The sequence below is a fragment of the Rhodococcus sp. PAMC28707 genome, assembly GCF_004795915.1.
In the GTDB taxonomy this organism is placed as follows: Bacteria; Actinomycetota; Actinomycetes; order Mycobacteriales; family Mycobacteriaceae; genus Rhodococcoides.
This window is the reverse complement of the sequence record NZ_CP039253.1, coordinates 2,257,413-2,275,891: the sequence shown is the minus strand read 5'-3', so window position 1 is coordinate 2,275,891 and position 18,479 is coordinate 2,257,413. Positions and strand designations below refer to the sequence as shown.

The following is an 18,479-nucleotide window of genomic DNA, read 5'->3' as shown; positions in this document are numbered from 1 at the left end:
CGACGCTTCCACCCTCGAGCAGCAGCTCCCAACCCGAGCCCCGCTTCCACCCTCGAGCCGAGCCGCCCTCTCGACCTGCTCCCAACCCGAAGCTGCCTTCGAGGGTCGGGTAACACGGACAGCCCCGATGATTCCGCGCTGAGCCCCGGGCCCACCAAAGCCCCCGTCAAAGATCCCGTCACCGCCGACCATCGTCGAGCGCTGACCCACAGTTTGATCTCCACCCACATACTCTCGAACACCTAATCAGTTCCCGACGGACCCAGCGGCGCACTGACGTTGCCAGACGACAACGTCCCAGTTGCCACATAAGCCAGCACGCCGGTCCCACCAACTTCCATTCCCTCGTCGCTCGAGCGGAATTTGTCAAGGTGGATGAGTCCAGTGGGTGTTACGCCGCTATCGAATCGTGCTCTTGATCGGTGTCAGTTGTTTCTGCTGGTTTGTTGATCCACGCGGTGTCGGGGAGGTCGAGGATTTTCGGTGCGGCAGTGCTGCCGAAGCGATGCGGATGTGCAGCGCGGGCGGCGTCGAGAACGAGACGGCGTTCGGCTGCCTTGCGTGCAGCCAAGCCGTAGTGAACATCGGCGGGAGTGTGCAGTCCGATACCGGTGTGGCGATGTTCGTGGTTGTACCAATCGGTGAAGATATCCATGAATGCTCTTGCCTCGCTCAGTGATCGGAACCGATCCGGGAAGCCGGGGCCGTACTTCAAAGTTTTGAACAACGACTCCGAGTACGGATTGTCGTTCGATACCCGAGGCCTGGAGTGGCTTCGGGTGACCTCGAGATCCGCGAGGAGTGTCGCGACGGTTTTACTGGTCATCGAGGTACCACGATCGGCATGCACGACGTGCGGGACACCATGAATCGAAAAGATCTGTTCCATCAATTCCTTTGCCAGCACACCGGATTCATGATTATGAACATGCACTCCGACGATGTAGCGGGAGTAGATGTCGATCATCACGTACGCATCGAAGTACTGCCCCTTCACTGGGCCGGCGAGTTTAGTGATATCCCAGGAGTACACCTGCCGCGGCGCGGTCGCCACCAGCTCCGGACATGCCCTGGCCGGGTTCCGAGCGAGTCGCCGTCGATCGCTGACCTGTCTGTTCTCGCGCAACACTCGATACATCGTCGACACCGAACACAGGTAGATGCCCTCGTCGAGGAGTTGGGCGTAGATCTGTAGCGGTGCGAGGTCGACGAACCGTTCGCAGTTGAGGACGCCGAGGATGCGTCGCCGTTCGCTGGTGGTGACTTTGTTGACCGGCTCCGCCGCTGGTTCCTGCGGCACCGGCGGTGTCGGTGCTGTAGCTGCGACACTTCGACGTGTCGCCGTCGATCGGTGCAAACCGGTGAGAACGCTGCCCTCGCGGGAGCTAATTCCGATGCCGGTCAGTGTGGTGTACGCAGTGGTCATCGCTTGTTGTTCTTCTCGCCGAAATCCGCGCTCTCGGAGAGAGATTCCAAGAGCGCGTGTGCTTTTCCCATGATATCCAGTGCAGCTTCGGTGGTGTTCAGGCGCTTGTTCGCGCGGTTCAACTCACGGGTGAGGCGGGCGATCTCGGCTTGCTCGGCGGTGAGCTTGCCGACCTTCTCGCCGGGCTTTTTGCCGACGAGAACACCGGCGTCGCGGTGTTTGCGCCATTCGCTGATCAACGACGAATACAGTCCCTCGCGGCGTAGGTATGCCCCGCCGTCACCGCTCTCGCAGGCTTGCTCGTAAGCACGCACGTGCTCGATTTTCTCCGCCGCGGTGAACGCGCGTCGCCGTCGTGGACCGTCTGCTCTCGGATGCGCTGAATCCATGCGTTCATTGTCGCCGCTGACCGGCGTCTTGGTGGTGATGGCCATGGTGTGTGTCGATCCGTATCTCGCCCTGCATCAGGCCGGGTTGCTATGAACCACTGGACTCACCTCACCCTGGCACGCAGGGGAGGGCCGACCGGAAGCGACACAATATGAGGACCTCCCGACAGCCATGCCACGCCCAACGCATGACGATCTCGCGATGCGCACCTTCGACAGGTGAGTGACGACATACAGACAAGGCACGTTCTACCTACAGTGCGCTAGGCCCTCGCACCCATAGCACCGACGCGTGCAAACGAACGCTGTCCCACATTCCGTCTGCGACATGATCTCCCCGGTCACTCTCGGCACGAAGCAACTTCGGTGGTAACTACATCACCGTTCGCCGCGAAAGTCGGGTCCAGTGACACTGCCCCGATTCAACATGTCTTCGGCTCCACCCCGAAACTTGCCGGCGACAATCGGACGGAGGCGATGGTCGAGTGATCACTTGTCGATGCGGTCCATCGGACCTTCGACCCGATGGGCAACCCCTCGAGGCGCTTAGTCGGAGTCTGCTCGACAGTCTCATCCGTAGTTGCATCAAAATGCCGAGTTACACCACAAAGGTAGTACGCCGATCGAAACCTGCAGTGCAGAGCGGGTCTGTGGATCGCGGTATGAATTCGATCGCGCCTGTTCGGTGTTTCACGAAAAACGCCCAATGCCAACTTCTTGCACAATGTGCCTGGGGGAGAAGCGACGACAAGAGGTAGACGACAAGTCGACTACTCGACAACAGGCCTGTCGATGCACCAATCATCCGAACGTCCAAGCACAGCACAGAGGCTGACGTGACGCAGGAGCTGAACCCGGCAAAGGGACACCTCCCGCTGGAACGTTTCACGTGAAACATGGGCAAACGAAGGATGCGCCGCAGTTCGAGCAGACAGAATCCGAACGGGAAGCCAGTAGCCGATCCGCTCCACCGTCGGCCTCGAGCGGACCACAATTGCAGTCAAGGAGATCGTGGGTACCAAGCCCGGACAGTCCGCTGAGTCTGGACGGGATTGTCTTCGTCAACCACCAGCCGGATGGCTCATCAAAGAATCTGCATTCAGAGAGACCTGATCCGAGTGCACCGAGTGATGCGAGGGGACAGGCGGACGGATACCGACCGCACTCGATGGCAGATCACCTGCTGCACGGCGACCAACCCCTAACGCACATGAGTGCACCGGTTTGACCGAAAGGGGATCAGCCCACACCGACTGGCGTCACAACTGCTACAAACGGTAAGCGCACTGATGCAGCCCCCGTCATGCATCGTCGCGATGGCGGGTCGGCGCGATGAGGAACTCGTTCTGGAGCATTACTCCGATGGACTCACGACCCACGGACCCGACTCGCTCGAGCGCTAACCGACAGTGCAACCGAAACCCGGGTCAACACCCACACCTTTAACACCGAGCACGTGGTCGAAGACCCCAACGTGGGCAATGACTTCGACCGACTACAACGTCAAAAGGGGGCCCTGCGACAAAAGAAGAAGCATTGGTCGCGACCAACTACACACCCGGCCCCTCGAGGCAAGCGGAAGCAATCCGCTCACCCTGCAAACGAATGCACCGACCCTCGCCCTCAGTCCGCCCAGGCCGCATATCCAGCCCACGTGCTCTCCACACAACTCCACTACGACAAACGTCCCGCGGCAGCAATGAGGTCGATTGGAATTGTCGGTCTGCGACTCGCAATGCCCAAACACCGGAAACCGCCATGTGAAGCCGGATCAAGGTTCGAAATCCAAACCGGCCCATCCTCCTCGCAGGCGATACAGAGAGTGCACATGTCCCGCCCGACCACGACCACTTCTTGTGACACTCGACAGTAAGGCGCCCGCATGATTATCGACTTCGATTCGAGCTCGAGCACTCACCCTCGTACCGACCACTTCTGCGCAAGTATCAGCAGCCCAACGGATACAGCAGGATCAGCGCTGTACGAAATATCTCATGGGGCACGGGCTTCCACTACTTCACCACCCTGTTGGTAGAACGTGGTTGGGATAGTGCCTGAATACTGCGGCCCACGTCCCGCCGAGATCGCGGCCCGGGCATTCATGCGAACCGAAACGCCAAAGCGACGATCTTCTAGGCAGTGACAGAGAGCGGTTTGTCGAGTAGCTGCGCTCCCACGGTCGCGGCAGCGCCATCTATTTCCCACCGATACACATGGAGCCCGCGCGCAATGTCACCCGGTCCAGTTCGACTGTCCGATCTTCTCCACACCGACCTGAGAACGCGTGTCGCAAATGCCGGCAGGTCTCGAGGGTTGCAAGAAAAAACAGGTCATTCGGAGATGTTTGCAAATCCTGGAGCGGCGACGGGAGGGGTCGTCCCTACGCCAATCTCGCCTGCATAGTTAGTCGACACAATTTGCGGTTTCACGTGAAACATGAGGGGCGCCTCCATCGCACGCTGCCGTCACAGTGACGTTTCGGGTGCATACCAAGTTTCACGTGAAACCAACCCTCCCGGACTAATAACACTGCTGTAGTTCCCGTCGGCTCAGCCCTACTCACCGAACAAGAAAGGCCCCCGACCGAAGCCGGGGGCCTTTCAATTCATCAATTCAGGACTTGACGACAACTACCCGTCGCGACGGTTCGACACCAGTACTTTCACTTTCGACACCGTCGACCGTGGCTACCGCGTCGTGCACGATCTTCCGCTCGAAAGGGGTCATAGGGTCCAACTCTTCACGCTCGCCACTTTCGAGAACACGCTTCGACGCCTCGATACCCAAAGCGCTCAATACGCTCCGGCGGTTCGCGCGCCAGCCCGCTACGTCGAGCATCAGCTTGCTTCGCTCGCCCGTCGATTGCTGCACGGCGAGTCGAGTCAGTTCTTGGAGGGCATCGAGGATCTCACCCTTACGTCCGACGAGCTTCGTCAGATCATCTCCACCATCGATGCTGACGATCGCGCGATCACCTTCGACATCGAGGTCGATATCTCCATCGAAATCGAGAACATCGAGAAGCTGCTCGAGGTAGTCCCCGGCAATCTCGCCTTCCTCGACCAGATAGTCTTCGGAATCCTCATCGTCCGAGTCCGAGTCTTCGTCAGACACACTGTCGACGGCAGTCACCTTGACTACCTCGCCCTCACTCGGATCCGTTTCGGCATCGACTGCCACGATTTCACTCGCTACGTCCCCAGCATTCACTGCTTCGTCGGGGTTGGTCACTTCGTCGGTATCTGCAGACATGTGCTTGGTGTCCTTGTCTTCGATGCGTCTCAGCGTCGCTTGCGCTTGGCTTTACTACGGTTCGCCTGAGATTTCGGCTGGGTGGGCTTCTGTGGCTGTGAGCCGTCGGGTGCAGTCGAACTAGCAGAAGATACGTCATCCGCTGTGGTCACCGCATCGGAAGTGTCAAGAGTGGCGGGCGGGAGCTTCGAGAGCTTGGGGCGTGCACCCGGCTTCGGCTTGGCAGGCGGCTTCACACCGGGCTTGGGCGCATTCTCGGTTCGCTTCTCGATGGCCTGCTGCTTCTTCTCTGCTTCTTCCTTGTCGATCTTCGCGAACACAATGTGCTGCTGGGCGTAGGTCCAGCCGTTGTTGGAGACCCAGTACAGCAGGATGGCGATCGGGAGGAAGGGTCCACCGACGAGAACACCCAAGGGGAACACGTACAAAGCAAGCTTGTTCATGATCGCGGACTGCGGATTGGCCGCAGCCGCTGCGCTTTGTCGGGCGACCGAAGCGCGCGAGTTGAAGTGCGTTGCGATGCTGGCGATGATCATCAGCGGCACTGCAACAGCGACGATCGTCCAGATAGACGGGATCCCCAAACCGAGCTCGGGGTTTGCGAAGGCGTCCAGCTGTGCCTTCGGCATCGTGATCCAGGCCGAGATCGGGGCGCCGAAGAGTCGGGCATCCAGGAAGGAGTTCACATCGGCGACATCGAACGCGTAGTTCGGAATCGTACGGTTGACCGCTGGATCAAGGCCCAGCTGACCGACCCCAGTACCCGTACGGTTGAACGAGCGCAGAACGTGGAACAAGCCGATGAACACGGGTGCCTGCGCCAGGACCGGCAAGCAACCCATAATGGGGTTGAATCCGTGCTCTTTTTGGAGCTTCTGCATCTCCACGGCCAAGCGCTGCTTGTCTTTGCCGTATTTCTTCTGCAAAGCCTTGATCTGAGGCTGCAGTTCCTGCATCTGACGCGTGGTGCGAACCTGCTTGACGAACGGCTTGTACAGAATCAATCGCAAAGTGAACACGAGGAACACTACGGACAAGGCCCATGCAAAGCCGTTGTCCGCTCCGAGGACGGCACCGAACACCTTGTGCCATACCCAGAGAATCCAGGAGACCGGATAATAGATGAAATCCAGCACGGCTCTATGTACTCCTCTGTTCGTCCACTATCGCGAGATCGTGGCTATCTTCGGTGGAAGTCTGCTTGCGTACCCGCCATGACCCGCGATCGGGCACCGGGTCCCAGCCTCCAGAGTGCCAGGGCGCGCATTTCAGTAGCCGCGCGATAGCTAACAAGGTTCCTTTGATGGCACCATGCGTCTTCAACGCTTCGACTGCGTACTCACTACACGTGGGGGAGAAACGGCAGGTGGGAAGTCTGAGCGGAGACACATAGGTGCGGTAGAGCTCTATAAATAAGATCAGGATCCGCGCGGGGAACGACCGGACGAGGCGTAGAAATTTCATGAATTCATATCTCTGACCGCTCCGAGGTATCCCAGCTTCTTCAATCCGGAACGAACCTGTCGCTGCAGATCTTTCGACGACAAGGTCGCAGAACCGGGAAGTGCGCGAATAACGACATCGCAACTCTCGGGTACTTCCAGGAGTATCTCCGAACAGATATGCCGAAGCCGGCGCGCAACTCGATGACGAGTTACCGCCGGCCCGACAGCTTTGCTCACGATCAATCCGAATCTAGGTTCGCCGACACTGAAAACAGAACTTGCATCGTCACGCGTGTAGGCGTGAACGACCAAGTCTTGTCTACCCATTCGGCGGCCTCGACGCACCGCGCGTGTGAAATCAGCGCTTCGGTGCAGTCTGTGCGGCTCAGGTAACACCCCGAGCTCCGTAAACTCAGACGAACATGGATTAGGCGGTTAGTTCCTTGCGGCCCTTGCCGCGACGTGCCGACACGATTGCACGACCTGCACGCGTACGCATACGAAGACGGAAGCCGTGAACACGCGCGCGGCGTCGGTTGTTCGGCTGGAACGTCCGCTTGCCCTTGGCCACGGTGAACACTCCTCGAAAATCAAAGACACTTACTCTGAAGTGTCCAAAACGGTTGGTAGCGAGTTCGGTCGAACTCGTTTACACCCCAAAAGCGAGAAATCCGAGTGAACACAGACTGTAAGCAGCCAGCAAGCATCGGCCACCTCGCCATGGGTGACTGTTCGACAGTACTGATCGACTCAGCGGTGGTCAAACCCGTCCAATCATACGACCCTGCGTCACATCGGTGTAATTCATCCCCAGGCCTGGGGAACAAGGGGTGTTGATAACCACTCTCAGGGGCGTTCTCTGTCGGGTCTTCGTGCGAAACCTGTAACTCGAGGATTTCGTATTTGCCAAAAGTCCTGGTCAAGACTCTCGAGAATGACGATTTCCGAAAAATGTCGTCCATCGGGGTGACACCGATGTCGTTCATCCACACCTGTGGATAATTGTGTGGAAACACGAACCAATGGCATATTCGTACGCGGCACGTCCGCACCCGATACGTTGCACTTCCGGCTGTGGTTCCCCGATGAACTCGCGATCGACGGCGACGATATCGGACTTCGATGCGGTGCGAGCGTGAAACAACAGCATCTTTCGAAGGCAATGTCCGCGGCACGTGCTGTCGACGACATGCACTTTCGCTTCAATGGCACGTCCGAATGGGGAGGCACCGTGAACAAGGATCCGGATGCGCTGGCGCGTATCTGGCCAGAGGTAGTCACGGATTTGACGTCCGACCGCCACAGTGGTCAACCTCTGACCAAAGGGCAAAAGGCATGGCTCGCTCTCGTCGAGCCCCTTACCCTGACTCAAGGCTTCGCATTGCTGGCGGTTCCTTCGTCTTTTGCGCAGGAAGCGATAGAGCGAGACCTGCGAGAACCGATACTGAACGCGCTCGGCCGTCACCTCGGCCAGGGCGTCGAAGGCCTAGGGGTGCGAATTTCAGCACCCGAAGAAGAGAAACACGAGCCTGAGCAACCGCGGTATTCGGAGGCAACGAGCACCCCGACTTACCGGAGACGCTTCCTCACCAGCACCGATGACGATCCGTCCGACTCGGAAACTGCCGACTACGAGGAAGTGGACGACGAGCGTGAAGCACTGGCAAGTGTGCAGAACTCGTGGCCTACGTACTTCACCAAGCCGCCGACGACCACTTCGTCGACGTCCGGGGCACAAAGCCTCAACTCGAAGTACACCTTCGACACTTTCGTCATCGGCGCATCGAATCGATTTGCCCATGCGGCGGCAGTCGCCATTGCTGAAGCACCTGCTCGCGCTTACAACCCTTTGTTCATATGGGGCGCGTCCGGGCTCGGTAAAACGCACTTGCTCCACGCTGCCGGCCACTATGCGCAGCGCCTCTTTCCAGGCATGCGCGTGAAGTACGTCTCGACCGAAGAGTTCACCAACGACTTCATCAACAGTCTTCGTGACGACCGCAAGGTGGCGTTCAAACGCCGATATCGGGAGACCGACGTACTCCTGGTCGACGACATTCAGTTCATCGAAGGTAAAGAAGGTATCCAGGAAGAGTTTTTCCACACCTTCAACACACTGCACAACGCGAACAAGCAGATCGTCGTCTCCTCCGATCGCCCCCCGAAACAGCTGGCGACCCTCGAGGAGCGTCTACGCACTCGATTCGAGTGGGGCCTGATCACCGACGTTCAACCGCCGGAGCTCGAGACTCGCATCGCCATCCTCAGCAAGAAGGCTCGGATGGATCGTCTCGATGTTCCGCACGATGTCCTCGAGCTGATAGCCAGTCGGATCGAGCGCAATATCCGTGAACTGGAGGGCGCGTTGATCCGTGTCACGGCATTTGCGTCGCTGAACGGTCAGGCGCTGGATCTCACTCTGGCAGAGGTGGTCCTTCGAGACTTGATGCCCGACTCGTCGAGCCTCGAGATCAATGCCGCGACGATCATGGCCGTTACGGCGGAATACTTCGACACCTCGATCGACGACCTCTGTGGACCAGGTAAAGCGCGTGCGCTCGCGATGGCCAGGCAGATTGCCATGTATCTCTGCCGTGAACTCACCGACTTGTCACTGCCCAAGATCGGGCAGACATTCGGCCGAGATCACACAACTGTCATGTACGCGGATAAGAAGATCCGTAAAGAGATGACCGAGCGGCGCAAGGTGTACGACCAGGTCCAAGAGCTGACCGCTCGAGTGAAGCAGCGGTCCAAGCGCTGACGAGCAGTCCGTTTCGTCGCTGAGCGGGTTTCTCTTCCACTTACCCCGCGGCTACCCGCGCCGGCACGGTTGAGCGCACTCCACAGCACTCAACCGTGCCCCTCGAGCGACTTATGCCACTCTTCGTAACAAATTTTCGGTCAATTTTCGGTCCCCGGATGCCAAAAAATCCGTGCTTTCAGGACTCCGTTCGAATGATTCACACCTGTGGATAACCGTGTGGATAACCGGCTGGATCTGGGGATGGATTGTGGGACCCTGTGAATCGATGTGATTCGTCCACAGGCTGTTGGCTCACCACTGGTGATCGGTCCCGAATTCATCCCCACGACACCACGCTTGGCGACCAGGGAGTACATACCTCGGTGCACAGATTCCACAGGACCTATTAATACTAAGAATTTCTCTTGAAAAGACCTTCTTCTAAAACAGGTGTTGGGGAACGATTCGTTCACAGGCCCCACCCGGGAGCCATGGGCCCGCTCAGTCGACCCCGTCGTTCGGCTTTCAAGTTGGTCGGGAAGGGCATACGGTGTGCTTCTGCTCGGTTGTGTCAGACTCTTCGATGCACCGGTCATGAGCGCACGTCGCGCTCACCGCAGACATTGTGGGAACGAACTGCTGCCGAACGAGAGGAAAGACTTTAGCGATGGAGCTTGGAAGTCTGAAGTTTCGCGTTGCTCGCGAAGATTTTTCCGATTCCGTTGCCTGGGTTGCTCGAAGCCTCCCGTCCAGGCCGCCCGTTCCCGTTCTCGGTGGAGTTCTTCTCGCCGTCGACGAGCAGGGTCTGACTGTTTCCGGGTTCGACTACGAGGTATCAGCCCAGGTCCGGGTATCTGCTGAGGTTGCAACTGCAGGTCGAGTCCTGGTCTCCGGCAAGCTTCTGGCCGATATTACGAAGTCTCTTCCGAACAAACCCGTCGACGTCGGTGTCGAGGGAACTCGAGTGCTCATCACCTGCGGCAGTGCGAAGTTCTCGCTGCCGACGATGCCCGTCGAGGACTACCCTCAGCTTCCCGAGCTGCCGACGCAGACCGGATCGGTCCCGGTGGAGGTGTTTTCCGAAGCCATCGCGCAGGTTGCAGTTGCGGCAGGCAAGGACGACACCCTCCCGATGTTGACCGGCATCCGAGTCGAGATTGCAGGCACCAAGGTCGTGCTCGCAGCCACCGACCGATTCCGCCTGGCCGTCCGTGAACTCGAGTGGACACCTGTCGGCGAAGACATCACGACCGAAGTTCTCATACCTGCGAAGACTCTGTCCGAGTCCGCGAAGACGTTGGTCGGAAATGCGAGCTCACCCGTCGAACTCGCACTGGGTTCGGGGTCGACCATCGGCGCCGACGGCTTGCTGGGAATCATCAGCGAAGGTCGTCGCACCACTACGCGACTCCTGGATGCAGACTTTCCCAAGTTTCGCCAGCTGTTGCCACCGGAACACACGGCCGTCGCGGTCGTTGAGATCGCTCCGCTCGTCGAAGCGATCAAGCGCGTCGCGTTGGTTGCCGAGCGCGGTGCCCAGGTACGACTCGAGTTCTCGGCCGAAGGTGTGCTTCTCTCCGCAGGAGGTGACGATGCCGGGCGTGCCGAAGAGGGCCTGCTTGCAGACTTCCAAGGTGAGGCATTGACGATCGCCTTCAATCCCGGGTACCTGATCGATGGATTGTCCTCGCTGCACAGTGAAAAAGTAACGTTCGGGTTCACCACTCCCAGCCGGCCGGCAGTTCTGCGTCCGACCACCGAGGATGAGCTCGTTCCGGATTCTTCGGGCAAGTTCCCAGCACCGCAGAGTGCGTACACGTATTTGCTGATGCCGGTTCGACTACCTGGCTGATCGGATACGGAACACGTGCGGATGAGGTTTACTCGATACCAAGGGGCATCCGCACACTAGAGAAGGACATCTCCTCATGCAGCTGGGATTGGTCGGCCTCGGGAAAATGGGCTTCAACATGCGCGAGCGTCTGCGCGCGCACGGGCACGAAGTGATCGGGTACGACCCAAGACCAGAGGTTACCGACGCCCCGTCCCTCGAGGAGCTGGCCAAGACGTTGGTGGCGCCGCGGGTCGTGTGGGTCATGGTTCCGTCCGGTGACATCACCCGAAGCACGATCGCGTCGTTGAGCGAGGTACTCGACAAGGGTGATCTGGTCATCGACGGTGGCAACTCGCGGTTCACCGACGACGCCGCGAACGCCGAACGACTTGCAGCGAAAGGTATCGGTTACATCGATGCCGGCGTGTCCGGTGGTGTCTGGGGACTCGAAAACGGATACGGCCTCATGGTGGGCGGTTCCGAGGATGACGTTGCACGCGCCCTTCCGATCTTCGATGCCCTACGCCCAGAGGGCGAGCGTGCCGACGGGTTCGTCCACGCAGGTCCGGTCGGTGCAGGCCACTACTCCAAAATGGTTCACAACGGCATCGAGTACGGTCTCATGCAGGCTTATGCCGAGGGATACGAGCTGCTCGAGGCAGAAGAGCTCGTTCAGGATGTCCAGGGTGTGCTCCGCGCGTGGAGCAAAGGAACCGTCGTTCGTTCGTGGCTGCTCGATCTGCTCGTGCAGGCCTTGGCCCAGGACCCAGAGTTCAGCGAGATCTCCGGTTACACCGAGGACTCCGGCGAAGGTAGGTGGACAGTGGAAGAGGCGATCAGGCATGCGGTCCCAGTGCCGGTCATCTCGGCCGCACTGTTCGCGAGATTTGCTTCGCGGCAGGATGATTCGCCCGCTATGAAGGCTGTGTCCGCTCTTCGTAACCAGTTCGGCGGCCACGCCGTCAAGCGGGTAGGTGCTGACGAATTACTTCGAGCACCCGACCCCAAGAAATAGCCTTGTTCGTTCGTTCGTTCACTCTTCGCGATTTTCGTTCGTGGGATGACGTCACCACTGATCTCGGTCCTGGCTCCGTGGTGTTCGTCGGTCCCAACGGGCATGGAAAGACGAATCTGCTCGAGTCGCTCGGATACCTGTCGACCTTGTCCTCTCACCGTGTGTCCTCGGATGCGCCGATGATCAGAGCAGGTGCGGAGCGGGCCTTTGCAGGTGCATCGGTGATAAATCATGGTCGAGAATTGACGATCGATGTCGAGATCCTCGAGGGGCGGGCGAACAAAGCAAGAATGAATCGATCTCCGGTGCGACGGCCCCGTGAAATCCTGGGGGTACTGCGCAGTGTGTTGTTCGCACCCGAGGATCTCGCGTTGGTGCGCGGAGACCCAGGCGAGCGTCGTAGGTATCTGGACGAACTGTTGACGACGCGTCGTCCTCGAATGGCCGCTGTCAGAGCAGATTACGAGAAGGTTCTCCGTCAGCGATCGGCATTGCTCAAGACGGCCGGTGGATCCCTGCGACGTGGCTCGAGCTCGAGCGACGGTGTTGGTGCATTGGCGACTCTGGATGTATGGGATGGGCATCTCGCTGCGCATGGTGCCGAGTTGCTTTCCGCAAGAATCGGCTTGGTGCACGAGTTGACACCTCATGTAGCCGAGTCGTACGCGTCGATTGCCCCGGAGTCACGCCCCGCAACGGTCAAGTACCGAAGCAGTCTCGCCGAAGCGTTGCCACCGGAGTTCTCGGATCCGAATCGCGAACCCGAATCCGATGATGTCGAGGTACTGGAAGCTGCTTTTTTGCATCAACTTTCGACGATGCGTACGCGTGAGATCGAACGTGGAGTCTGCCTGGTCGGACCTCACCGGGACGATCTCGAACTTGGGCTCGGTGATCAGCCGGCGAAAGGCTATGCGAGCCATGGAGAATCGTGGTCCTTCGCGTTGTCGTTGCGGTTGGCGTCTTTCGGGCTGCTCCGTGCTGAGGGCAGCGACCCGGTCCTGATGCTCGACGACGTATTTGCCGAACTGGATCGAAAACGTCGTAGTGCGCTTGCACGAGTGGCTTCCGAGGCGGAGCAGGTAATCATCACGGCTGCTGTCGCCGAGGATATCCCGGCAGAAATTGATGCCAGGCGCTTCGGCGTCGAAGCTGTTCAGGGAGATTCGGGTCGAATCTCCACCATCACTCCGCTCGATGAAAACGTGTGCTGATGACCGATGATGCCGGAACCAAAGATCAGGAGAACGAACCACGCGGAGTGGATCTTGCTCGACGTGCCCTCGAGGACGCACGTGCGGCGGCGAAAGCGAGTGGTAAGTCCGTGGGGCATGGACGGTCGTCGCCCAGCGGTGGAGTGCGCGCGCTTCGAGGCCGACGCAAGCGCGGATGGTCCGGGGCCGGACCAGACGATCGTGACCCACAGACACTCGGTTCGGTGGCCGGATCGATTGCAAAGAAACGTGGATGGTCCGACAAAGTGGCAGAGGGCACGGTGATGGGGCGTTGGCCCACCGTCGTCGGTGAGGATATTGCGGCACACGCTGTCCCTGTCAAGCTCGAGGACAGCGTTTTGAGCATATCGGCGGAGTCGACGGCGTGGGCGACTCAACTTCGCTTGATGCAGGCGCAGATTCTGGCCAAGATCGCCGCCGCAGTCGGCCACGGGATCGTGAAGTCGCTGAAGATCACCGGACCCACCACGAAAAGTTGGCGTAAGGGTGATCGCCACGTCAAGGGCAGGGGTCCCCGAGACACGTATGGGTAAATGCTCCTTCCCCTGATATTTCAGGAGTGGAATTATCACAACTTCGCCGGTGATTCAAGGGTATTGTGGGTGGTTGGCCGTTTTTGGATGCGTGTCCACTCGGTTTCACCAAGGCTGTTGGCTCGGGGCAGCCGACGCAGTCGACGAAGGGATGCAGTGTTTCCCAAGAATTTTCGATCTTCGGACCGTAACGGGCACTCGACCGTCGCGGTAACGCACAATGTCGACGCGGCTACGCCGGATGACAGGGTCATTCTGCAGGCCAGGAATGTCTCGTTCGACTGGGGCTCGTTGCCGCTGCATTATGTGGATGCCGATCCGTTGGCGACACATCTGTTCAACGTGATGCATCTTCTTCTGCCCGAGGGCGAGGAGTGGTTCGTCCGGACGTTCAAAGAAGCTCTCCCATTGATCCATGACGAGCAGCTCAAAGAGGACGTCATCGGCTTCATCGGGCAGGAAGCAGTGCACGCTCAGGCCCACACACAGGTCCTCGACCAGCTCACCGCCTACGGGATCGATGTCGAGCCCTACGTCGAGCAAATGCGATTTTTGTTCGGACGTGCACTGGGAAACAGGACCGGACATTCGCGCAACAGCCTGGTGGAGCGCATTGCGCTGATCGCAGCGGTCGAGCACTTGACGGCCTTTCTCGGGGATTGGGTGCTCAATGCCCGTCAGCTCGACGTCGTCGAGTTCGACCCGACAATGTTGGACCTGCTGAGGTGGCACGGGGCTGAAGAAGTCGAGCACCGATCGGTGGCTTTCGAGGTCATGCAGTATTTCGATGTACGACCGGCACGACGGCTGCGGACTTATATTGCCATCGCGCCGACCATGGTGTGGTTCTGGACGCGCGGGGTGCGGTTCTTGATGGATCAGGACCCGACATTGGCAGCTTTACCACCGAAAAAACGCCGCCCTTCATTGCGTGACTATCGCCGGGTTGCTGCTCGAGGGCTCTTTCCGAGTCCGAAGTCGTTGTGTAATGCATCGCTGCGCTATCTGCGGTCCGATTACCACCCGTCACAGGAAGGATCCACCGCGCAGGCGGTGCAATATCTCGCTACTTCCCCTGCTGCACGCGCAGCTGCGCGGTGACTGCCTTGGGTTTTCGTCGCAAGTGGGCAAAAATGACGCGGTCGGTCGTGGCCTTCCGCGTGGGCCGAGTCATCCCGGGTGATCTGTACGGCCGGGCCGTGCCGGACCAGACGGTGTCGATCGTCACCGACGCCTTGGACAAGTGGTTTGCCCTTCTCGACGACGGATCGTATTCCGGTGAGTACGCTGCGCCGGAGGTGGTGCGTACCGTCTCGCTCACTCTCGCCCGACGAGAAATCCTCTGCGTCGATCAGTGTGTGGCGCAGCTGACTTTCCGGTCTTCCGACGGGTCGCTTTTGCCGGCCTGGGCACCGGGAATGCACCTGGACTTCCACTTGCCTTCGGGACGGCGTAGGCAGTACTCGTTGTGCGGAGATCCTGGCGATCTCGGCAGTTACACCGTTGCGGTGCGGTACATCCCGGACGGTGGCGGTGGATCACAGGAGATGCATGCCCTCGAGGAGGGAGCTGAACTTGTGGTTCGCGGACCACGCAACGGGTTTCCTTTCGTACCGAGCGGGCAGGCGGTGTTCGTTGCCGGTGGAATCGGGATTACCGCGATTATTCCGATGGTGCGTGCCGCTCGCGAAGTGGGTATGGATTGGCATCTCGTCTACTGCGGGCGTTCGCGCGAATCGATGCCGTTTCTCGACGAGATAGTGACGTGGGATTCCGACCGCGTGACGGTACGCACCGACGATGTCGAAGGTGTGCCGTCCGGCCCGACGCTGCTCGAGCCTGTTGTCGGCGGTGCTGTCTATTGCTGCGGTCCACCGCCGATGATCGAGTGTGTGCGTACGGCGTTCGACGCGTTCCCTGCCACACATCTGTATTTCGAGCGGTTCTCTGCGCCACCGGTGCGCGATGGAGTGGAGTTCGAGGTTCAACTCGTGAATTCCGGAACAATCGTCACCGTTCCGGCGGACAAGACTGTGCTGGAGGCGATTCGGGCGATCCGGCCCGATGTCAGCTACTCCTGCCAGCAGGGATTCTGTGGCACGTGCCGCGTGCGTGTTCTCAGTGGGAAGCCCGAGCACCGCGAACACAGGTTGACCTCGGACGAGCAGGAGCAAGAAATGCTGATTTGCGTGTCCCGCTCGAGTGGCGACCGGATCGTGCTGGACCTCTGACCCTCAAGGCAGTTCTACTGTCCATTTTTGCCGTCGTACTCCGAGAAAATGCGTCTGTGAGCCATTCAGAGGCTAGTTTGGGGTGTCATTGGCCCCATGCTGCCAGGGCGTACCAGTAGTATAGGGCGGTAACGTAAGGAAGCCCTTCGGATCGACTCTGCCGAACCAGGACGTCCACCGCGAAAGGCGGAAGGCGTCCATGACGGTGTGTCGCATCCGTGCCGGGAGCACCACGAGTGTGTTTTCGATGCGGCAGCACCGTGTGGTGCGAGGGGGAGTCGAAGATGCGTAGAAGGAGAACAACCCAACCGTGACTGCCCAAAAGTCAGGTAAAAGCGATAACAAGGATTACGGCGCTTCGTCCATCACGGTCCTCGAGGGGCTCGAAGCAGTACGTAAGAGACCAGGTATGTACATCGGCTCGACCGGTGAGCGAGGTCTGCACCACCTGATTTGGGAGGTTGTCGACAACTCGGTCGACGAGGCGATGGCTGGCTATGCCTCGACCGTGAACGTCACGATTCACGAAGACGGCAGCGTCGAGGTCGAGGATGACGGTCGAGGTATTCCAGTCGGCATGCACTCCTCCGGTGTTCCCACCGTCGAGGTCGTCATGACTCAGTTGCACGCGGGTGGCAAGTTCGATTCGGACTCGTACGCGGTTTCCGGTGGTCTACACGGCGTCGGTATCTCTGTGGTGAACGCGCTGTCCACGAAGGTCGAATTGCAGATCGCACGTGACGGACATCGCTATACCCAGACGTACGACTATGCGAAGCCCGGCCCACTCGAGACCGTGGGAGAAACCGAAGAGACCGGAACAAAGGTTCGCTTCTGGGCTGACGACAAGATTTTCGAGACCCTCGATTTCAACTTCGAGACCGTGCATCGCCGTCTGCAGGAAATGGCGTTCCTCAACAAGGGTCTGACCATCAACTTCGCCGACGAGCGCATTGCCGTCGCCGAGGTAACCGAAGACGAGTTGGGCGAAACTGCGCTGGCACCGAAGTCTGCTACCGAGGAACAGGCCGAAGCCGCTGTTGTCAAGCCCCCGAAGGCACGGAAACGGACGTATCAATACCCGGATGGCCTGGTCGACTTCGTCAAGCACATCAATGCGAAGAAGACCCCGATCCATACCTCCGTCGTCGGATTCACCGGTAAGGGCACGGGCCACGAGGTCGAGGTCGCGATGCAGTGGAACGCCGGTTACTCCGAGTCGGTTCACACCTTCGCCAACACCATCAACACGCATGAGGGTGGAACCCACGAAGAAGGTTTTCGCACGGCGTTGACGGCGACGGTGAACAAGTACGCCAAAGAAAAGAAGCTCATCAAGGAGAAGGACGGGAATCTCACCGGCGACGACATCCGTGAGGGATTGGCCGCTGTCCTCTCGGTTCGCGTATCCGAGCCGCAGTTCGAGGGCCAGACGAAGACCAAACTCGGCAACACCGAGGTCCGCTCGTTCGTTCTCAAGGCCTGCAACGAGCATCTCTCGCACTGGTTCGAATCGAACCCGGCCGACGCCAAGACGATCATCAACAAGGCTGTGTCTTCGGCGCAGGCTCGTATGGCTGCGCGTAAGGCGCGAGAAATGGTGCGGCGCAAGAGCGCAACCGATATCGGTGGACTACCGGGCAAGCTAGCCGACTGCCGTTCCAACGACCCCAGCAAGTCCGAAATCTACATCGTGGAGGGCGACTCCGCCGGTGGCTCGGCCAAGTCCGGCCGGGACTCGATGTTCCAGGCGATCCTGCCGCTTCGCGGAAAGATCATCAACGTCGAAAAAGCTCGTATCGACCGCGTGCTCAAGAACAACGAAGTCCAGGCGATCATCACCGCCTTCGGCACCGGTATCCACGACGAGTTCGACATCACCAAGCTGCGGTACCACAAGATCGTGCTGATGGCCGACGCCGACGTCGACGGCCAGCACATCTCCACGCTGCTGATGACATTGCTGTTCCGTTTCATGCGGCCCCTGATCGAGCATGGCCACGTCTACCTCGCGATGCCTCCGCTGTACAAACTCAAGTGGAGCCGCGGCGAACCCGATTTTGCCTACTCCGACTCTGAGCGAGACGGCTTGCTCGAGGCAGGTATAGCCAACAAGCGCAAGATCAACATCGAGGACGGTGTACAGCGCTACAAAGGTCTCGGTGAGATGAATCCCAAGGAATTGTGGGAAACGACGATGGATCCGTCGGTGCGCGTCTTGCGTTTGATCACTCTCGACGACGCGGCAGCTGCAGACGAACTCTTCAGCGTATTGATGGGCGAGGACGTGCCCGCTCGTCGTAGTTTCATCGCCCGCAACGCCAAAGATGTTCGCTTTCTTGACGTTTAGTTGATGTCCGTAGGTCGGCTCGC

14 protein-coding genes are annotated in these 18,479 nt (G+C 59.2%); 8 read left to right on the top strand and 6 right to left on the bottom strand.

The features are described from left to right. Window positions 1-391: 391 nt before the first annotated feature. From E5720_RS10285 to rpmH, 6 genes are all read right to left on the bottom strand, one after another. Window positions 392-1,815, bottom strand: a protein-coding gene (locus E5720_RS10285) for an IS3 family transposase (RefSeq protein WP_247596308.1) whose coding sequence is annotated in 2 segments (ribosomal slippage) — window positions 392-1,488 and window positions 1,488-1,815 — 1,425 coding nt in all. Because the reading frame shifts where the segments join, the coding sequence is not laid out codon by codon here. A gap of 2,613 nt (window positions 1,816-4,428) precedes the next feature. Continuing rightward, complete coding sequence (locus tag E5720_RS10280; RefSeq protein ID WP_136170585.1) at window positions 4,429-5,067, bottom strand: R3H domain-containing nucleic acid-binding protein; 639 nt, start codon at window positions 5,065-5,067, stop codon at window positions 4,429-4,431. A gap of 29 nt (window positions 5,068-5,096) precedes the next feature. Then, window positions 5,097-6,203, bottom strand: coding sequence for a membrane protein insertase YidC (gene yidC, locus E5720_RS10275; protein ID WP_136170584.1), 1,107 nt, complete (start codon window positions 6,201-6,203; stop codon window positions 5,097-5,099). Between the two features lie 4 nt (window positions 6,204-6,207). Then, the gene (yidD, locus tag E5720_RS10270; protein ID WP_136170583.1) at window positions 6,208-6,531 is read right to left on the bottom strand and encodes a membrane protein insertion efficiency factor YidD; all 324 of its coding nucleotides are present in this window, start codon (window positions 6,529-6,531) and stop codon (window positions 6,208-6,210) included. After that, entirely contained in the window at window positions 6,528-6,908 is a 381-nt protein-coding gene (gene rnpA / locus E5720_RS10265; protein WP_136170582.1) for a ribonuclease P protein component, read from the bottom strand. The genes yidD and rnpA overlap by 4 nt, the downstream gene beginning before the upstream one ends. A 31-nt stretch (window positions 6,909-6,939) precedes the next feature. Beyond that, window positions 6,940-7,083 (bottom strand): 50S ribosomal protein L34, encoded by a 144-nt coding sequence (gene rpmH, locus E5720_RS10260; RefSeq protein WP_026347786.1) that lies wholly within the window; start codon window positions 7,081-7,083, stop codon window positions 6,940-6,942. 660 nt (window positions 7,084-7,743) lie between these two features. Between rpmH and dnaA the strand changes: the two genes are divergently transcribed. From dnaA to gyrB, 8 genes are all read left to right on the top strand, one after another. Next, entirely contained in the window at window positions 7,744-9,276 is a 1,533-nt protein-coding gene (gene dnaA, locus E5720_RS10255) for a chromosomal replication initiator protein DnaA (RefSeq protein ID WP_136172572.1), read from the top strand. 649 nt (window positions 9,277-9,925) lie between these two features. Next, window positions 9,926-11,110, top strand: a complete 1,185-nt coding sequence (dnaN, locus tag E5720_RS10250) for a DNA polymerase III subunit beta (RefSeq protein WP_136170581.1) — start codon at window positions 9,926-9,928, stop codon at window positions 11,108-11,110. Window positions 11,111-11,186: 76 nt separating this feature from the next. Then, window positions 11,187-12,107, top strand: a complete 921-nt coding sequence (gene gnd, locus E5720_RS10245) for a phosphogluconate dehydrogenase (NAD(+)-dependent, decarboxylating) (protein ID WP_136170580.1) — start codon at window positions 11,187-11,189, stop codon at window positions 12,105-12,107. 2 nt (window positions 12,108-12,109) lie between these two features. Further along, on the top strand, window positions 12,110-13,321 hold the full coding sequence (gene recF, locus E5720_RS10240; RefSeq protein ID WP_136170579.1) for a DNA replication/repair protein RecF: 1,212 nt from the start codon (window positions 12,110-12,112) through the stop codon (window positions 13,319-13,321). Continuing rightward, window positions 13,321-13,875, top strand: a complete 555-nt coding sequence (locus E5720_RS10235) for a DUF721 family protein (RefSeq protein WP_136170578.1) — start codon at window positions 13,321-13,323, stop codon at window positions 13,873-13,875. The genes recF and E5720_RS10235 overlap by 1 nt, the downstream gene beginning before the upstream one ends. A 252-nt stretch (window positions 13,876-14,127) precedes the next feature. Beyond that, window positions 14,128-14,976, top strand: a complete 849-nt coding sequence (locus E5720_RS10230; RefSeq protein WP_247596307.1) for a metal-dependent hydrolase — start codon at window positions 14,128-14,130, stop codon at window positions 14,974-14,976. Between the two features lie 32 nt (window positions 14,977-15,008). Continuing rightward, the gene (locus tag E5720_RS10225; RefSeq protein WP_136170576.1) at window positions 15,009-16,106 is read left to right on the top strand and encodes a PDR/VanB family oxidoreductase; all 1,098 of its coding nucleotides are present in this window, start codon (window positions 15,009-15,011) and stop codon (window positions 16,104-16,106) included. Between the two features lie 310 nt (window positions 16,107-16,416). After that, the gene (gyrB, locus tag E5720_RS10220; RefSeq protein ID WP_136170575.1) at window positions 16,417-18,456 is read left to right on the top strand and encodes a DNA topoisomerase (ATP-hydrolyzing) subunit B; all 2,040 of its coding nucleotides are present in this window, start codon (window positions 16,417-16,419) and stop codon (window positions 18,454-18,456) included. Window positions 18,457-18,479 lie beyond the last annotated feature (23 nt).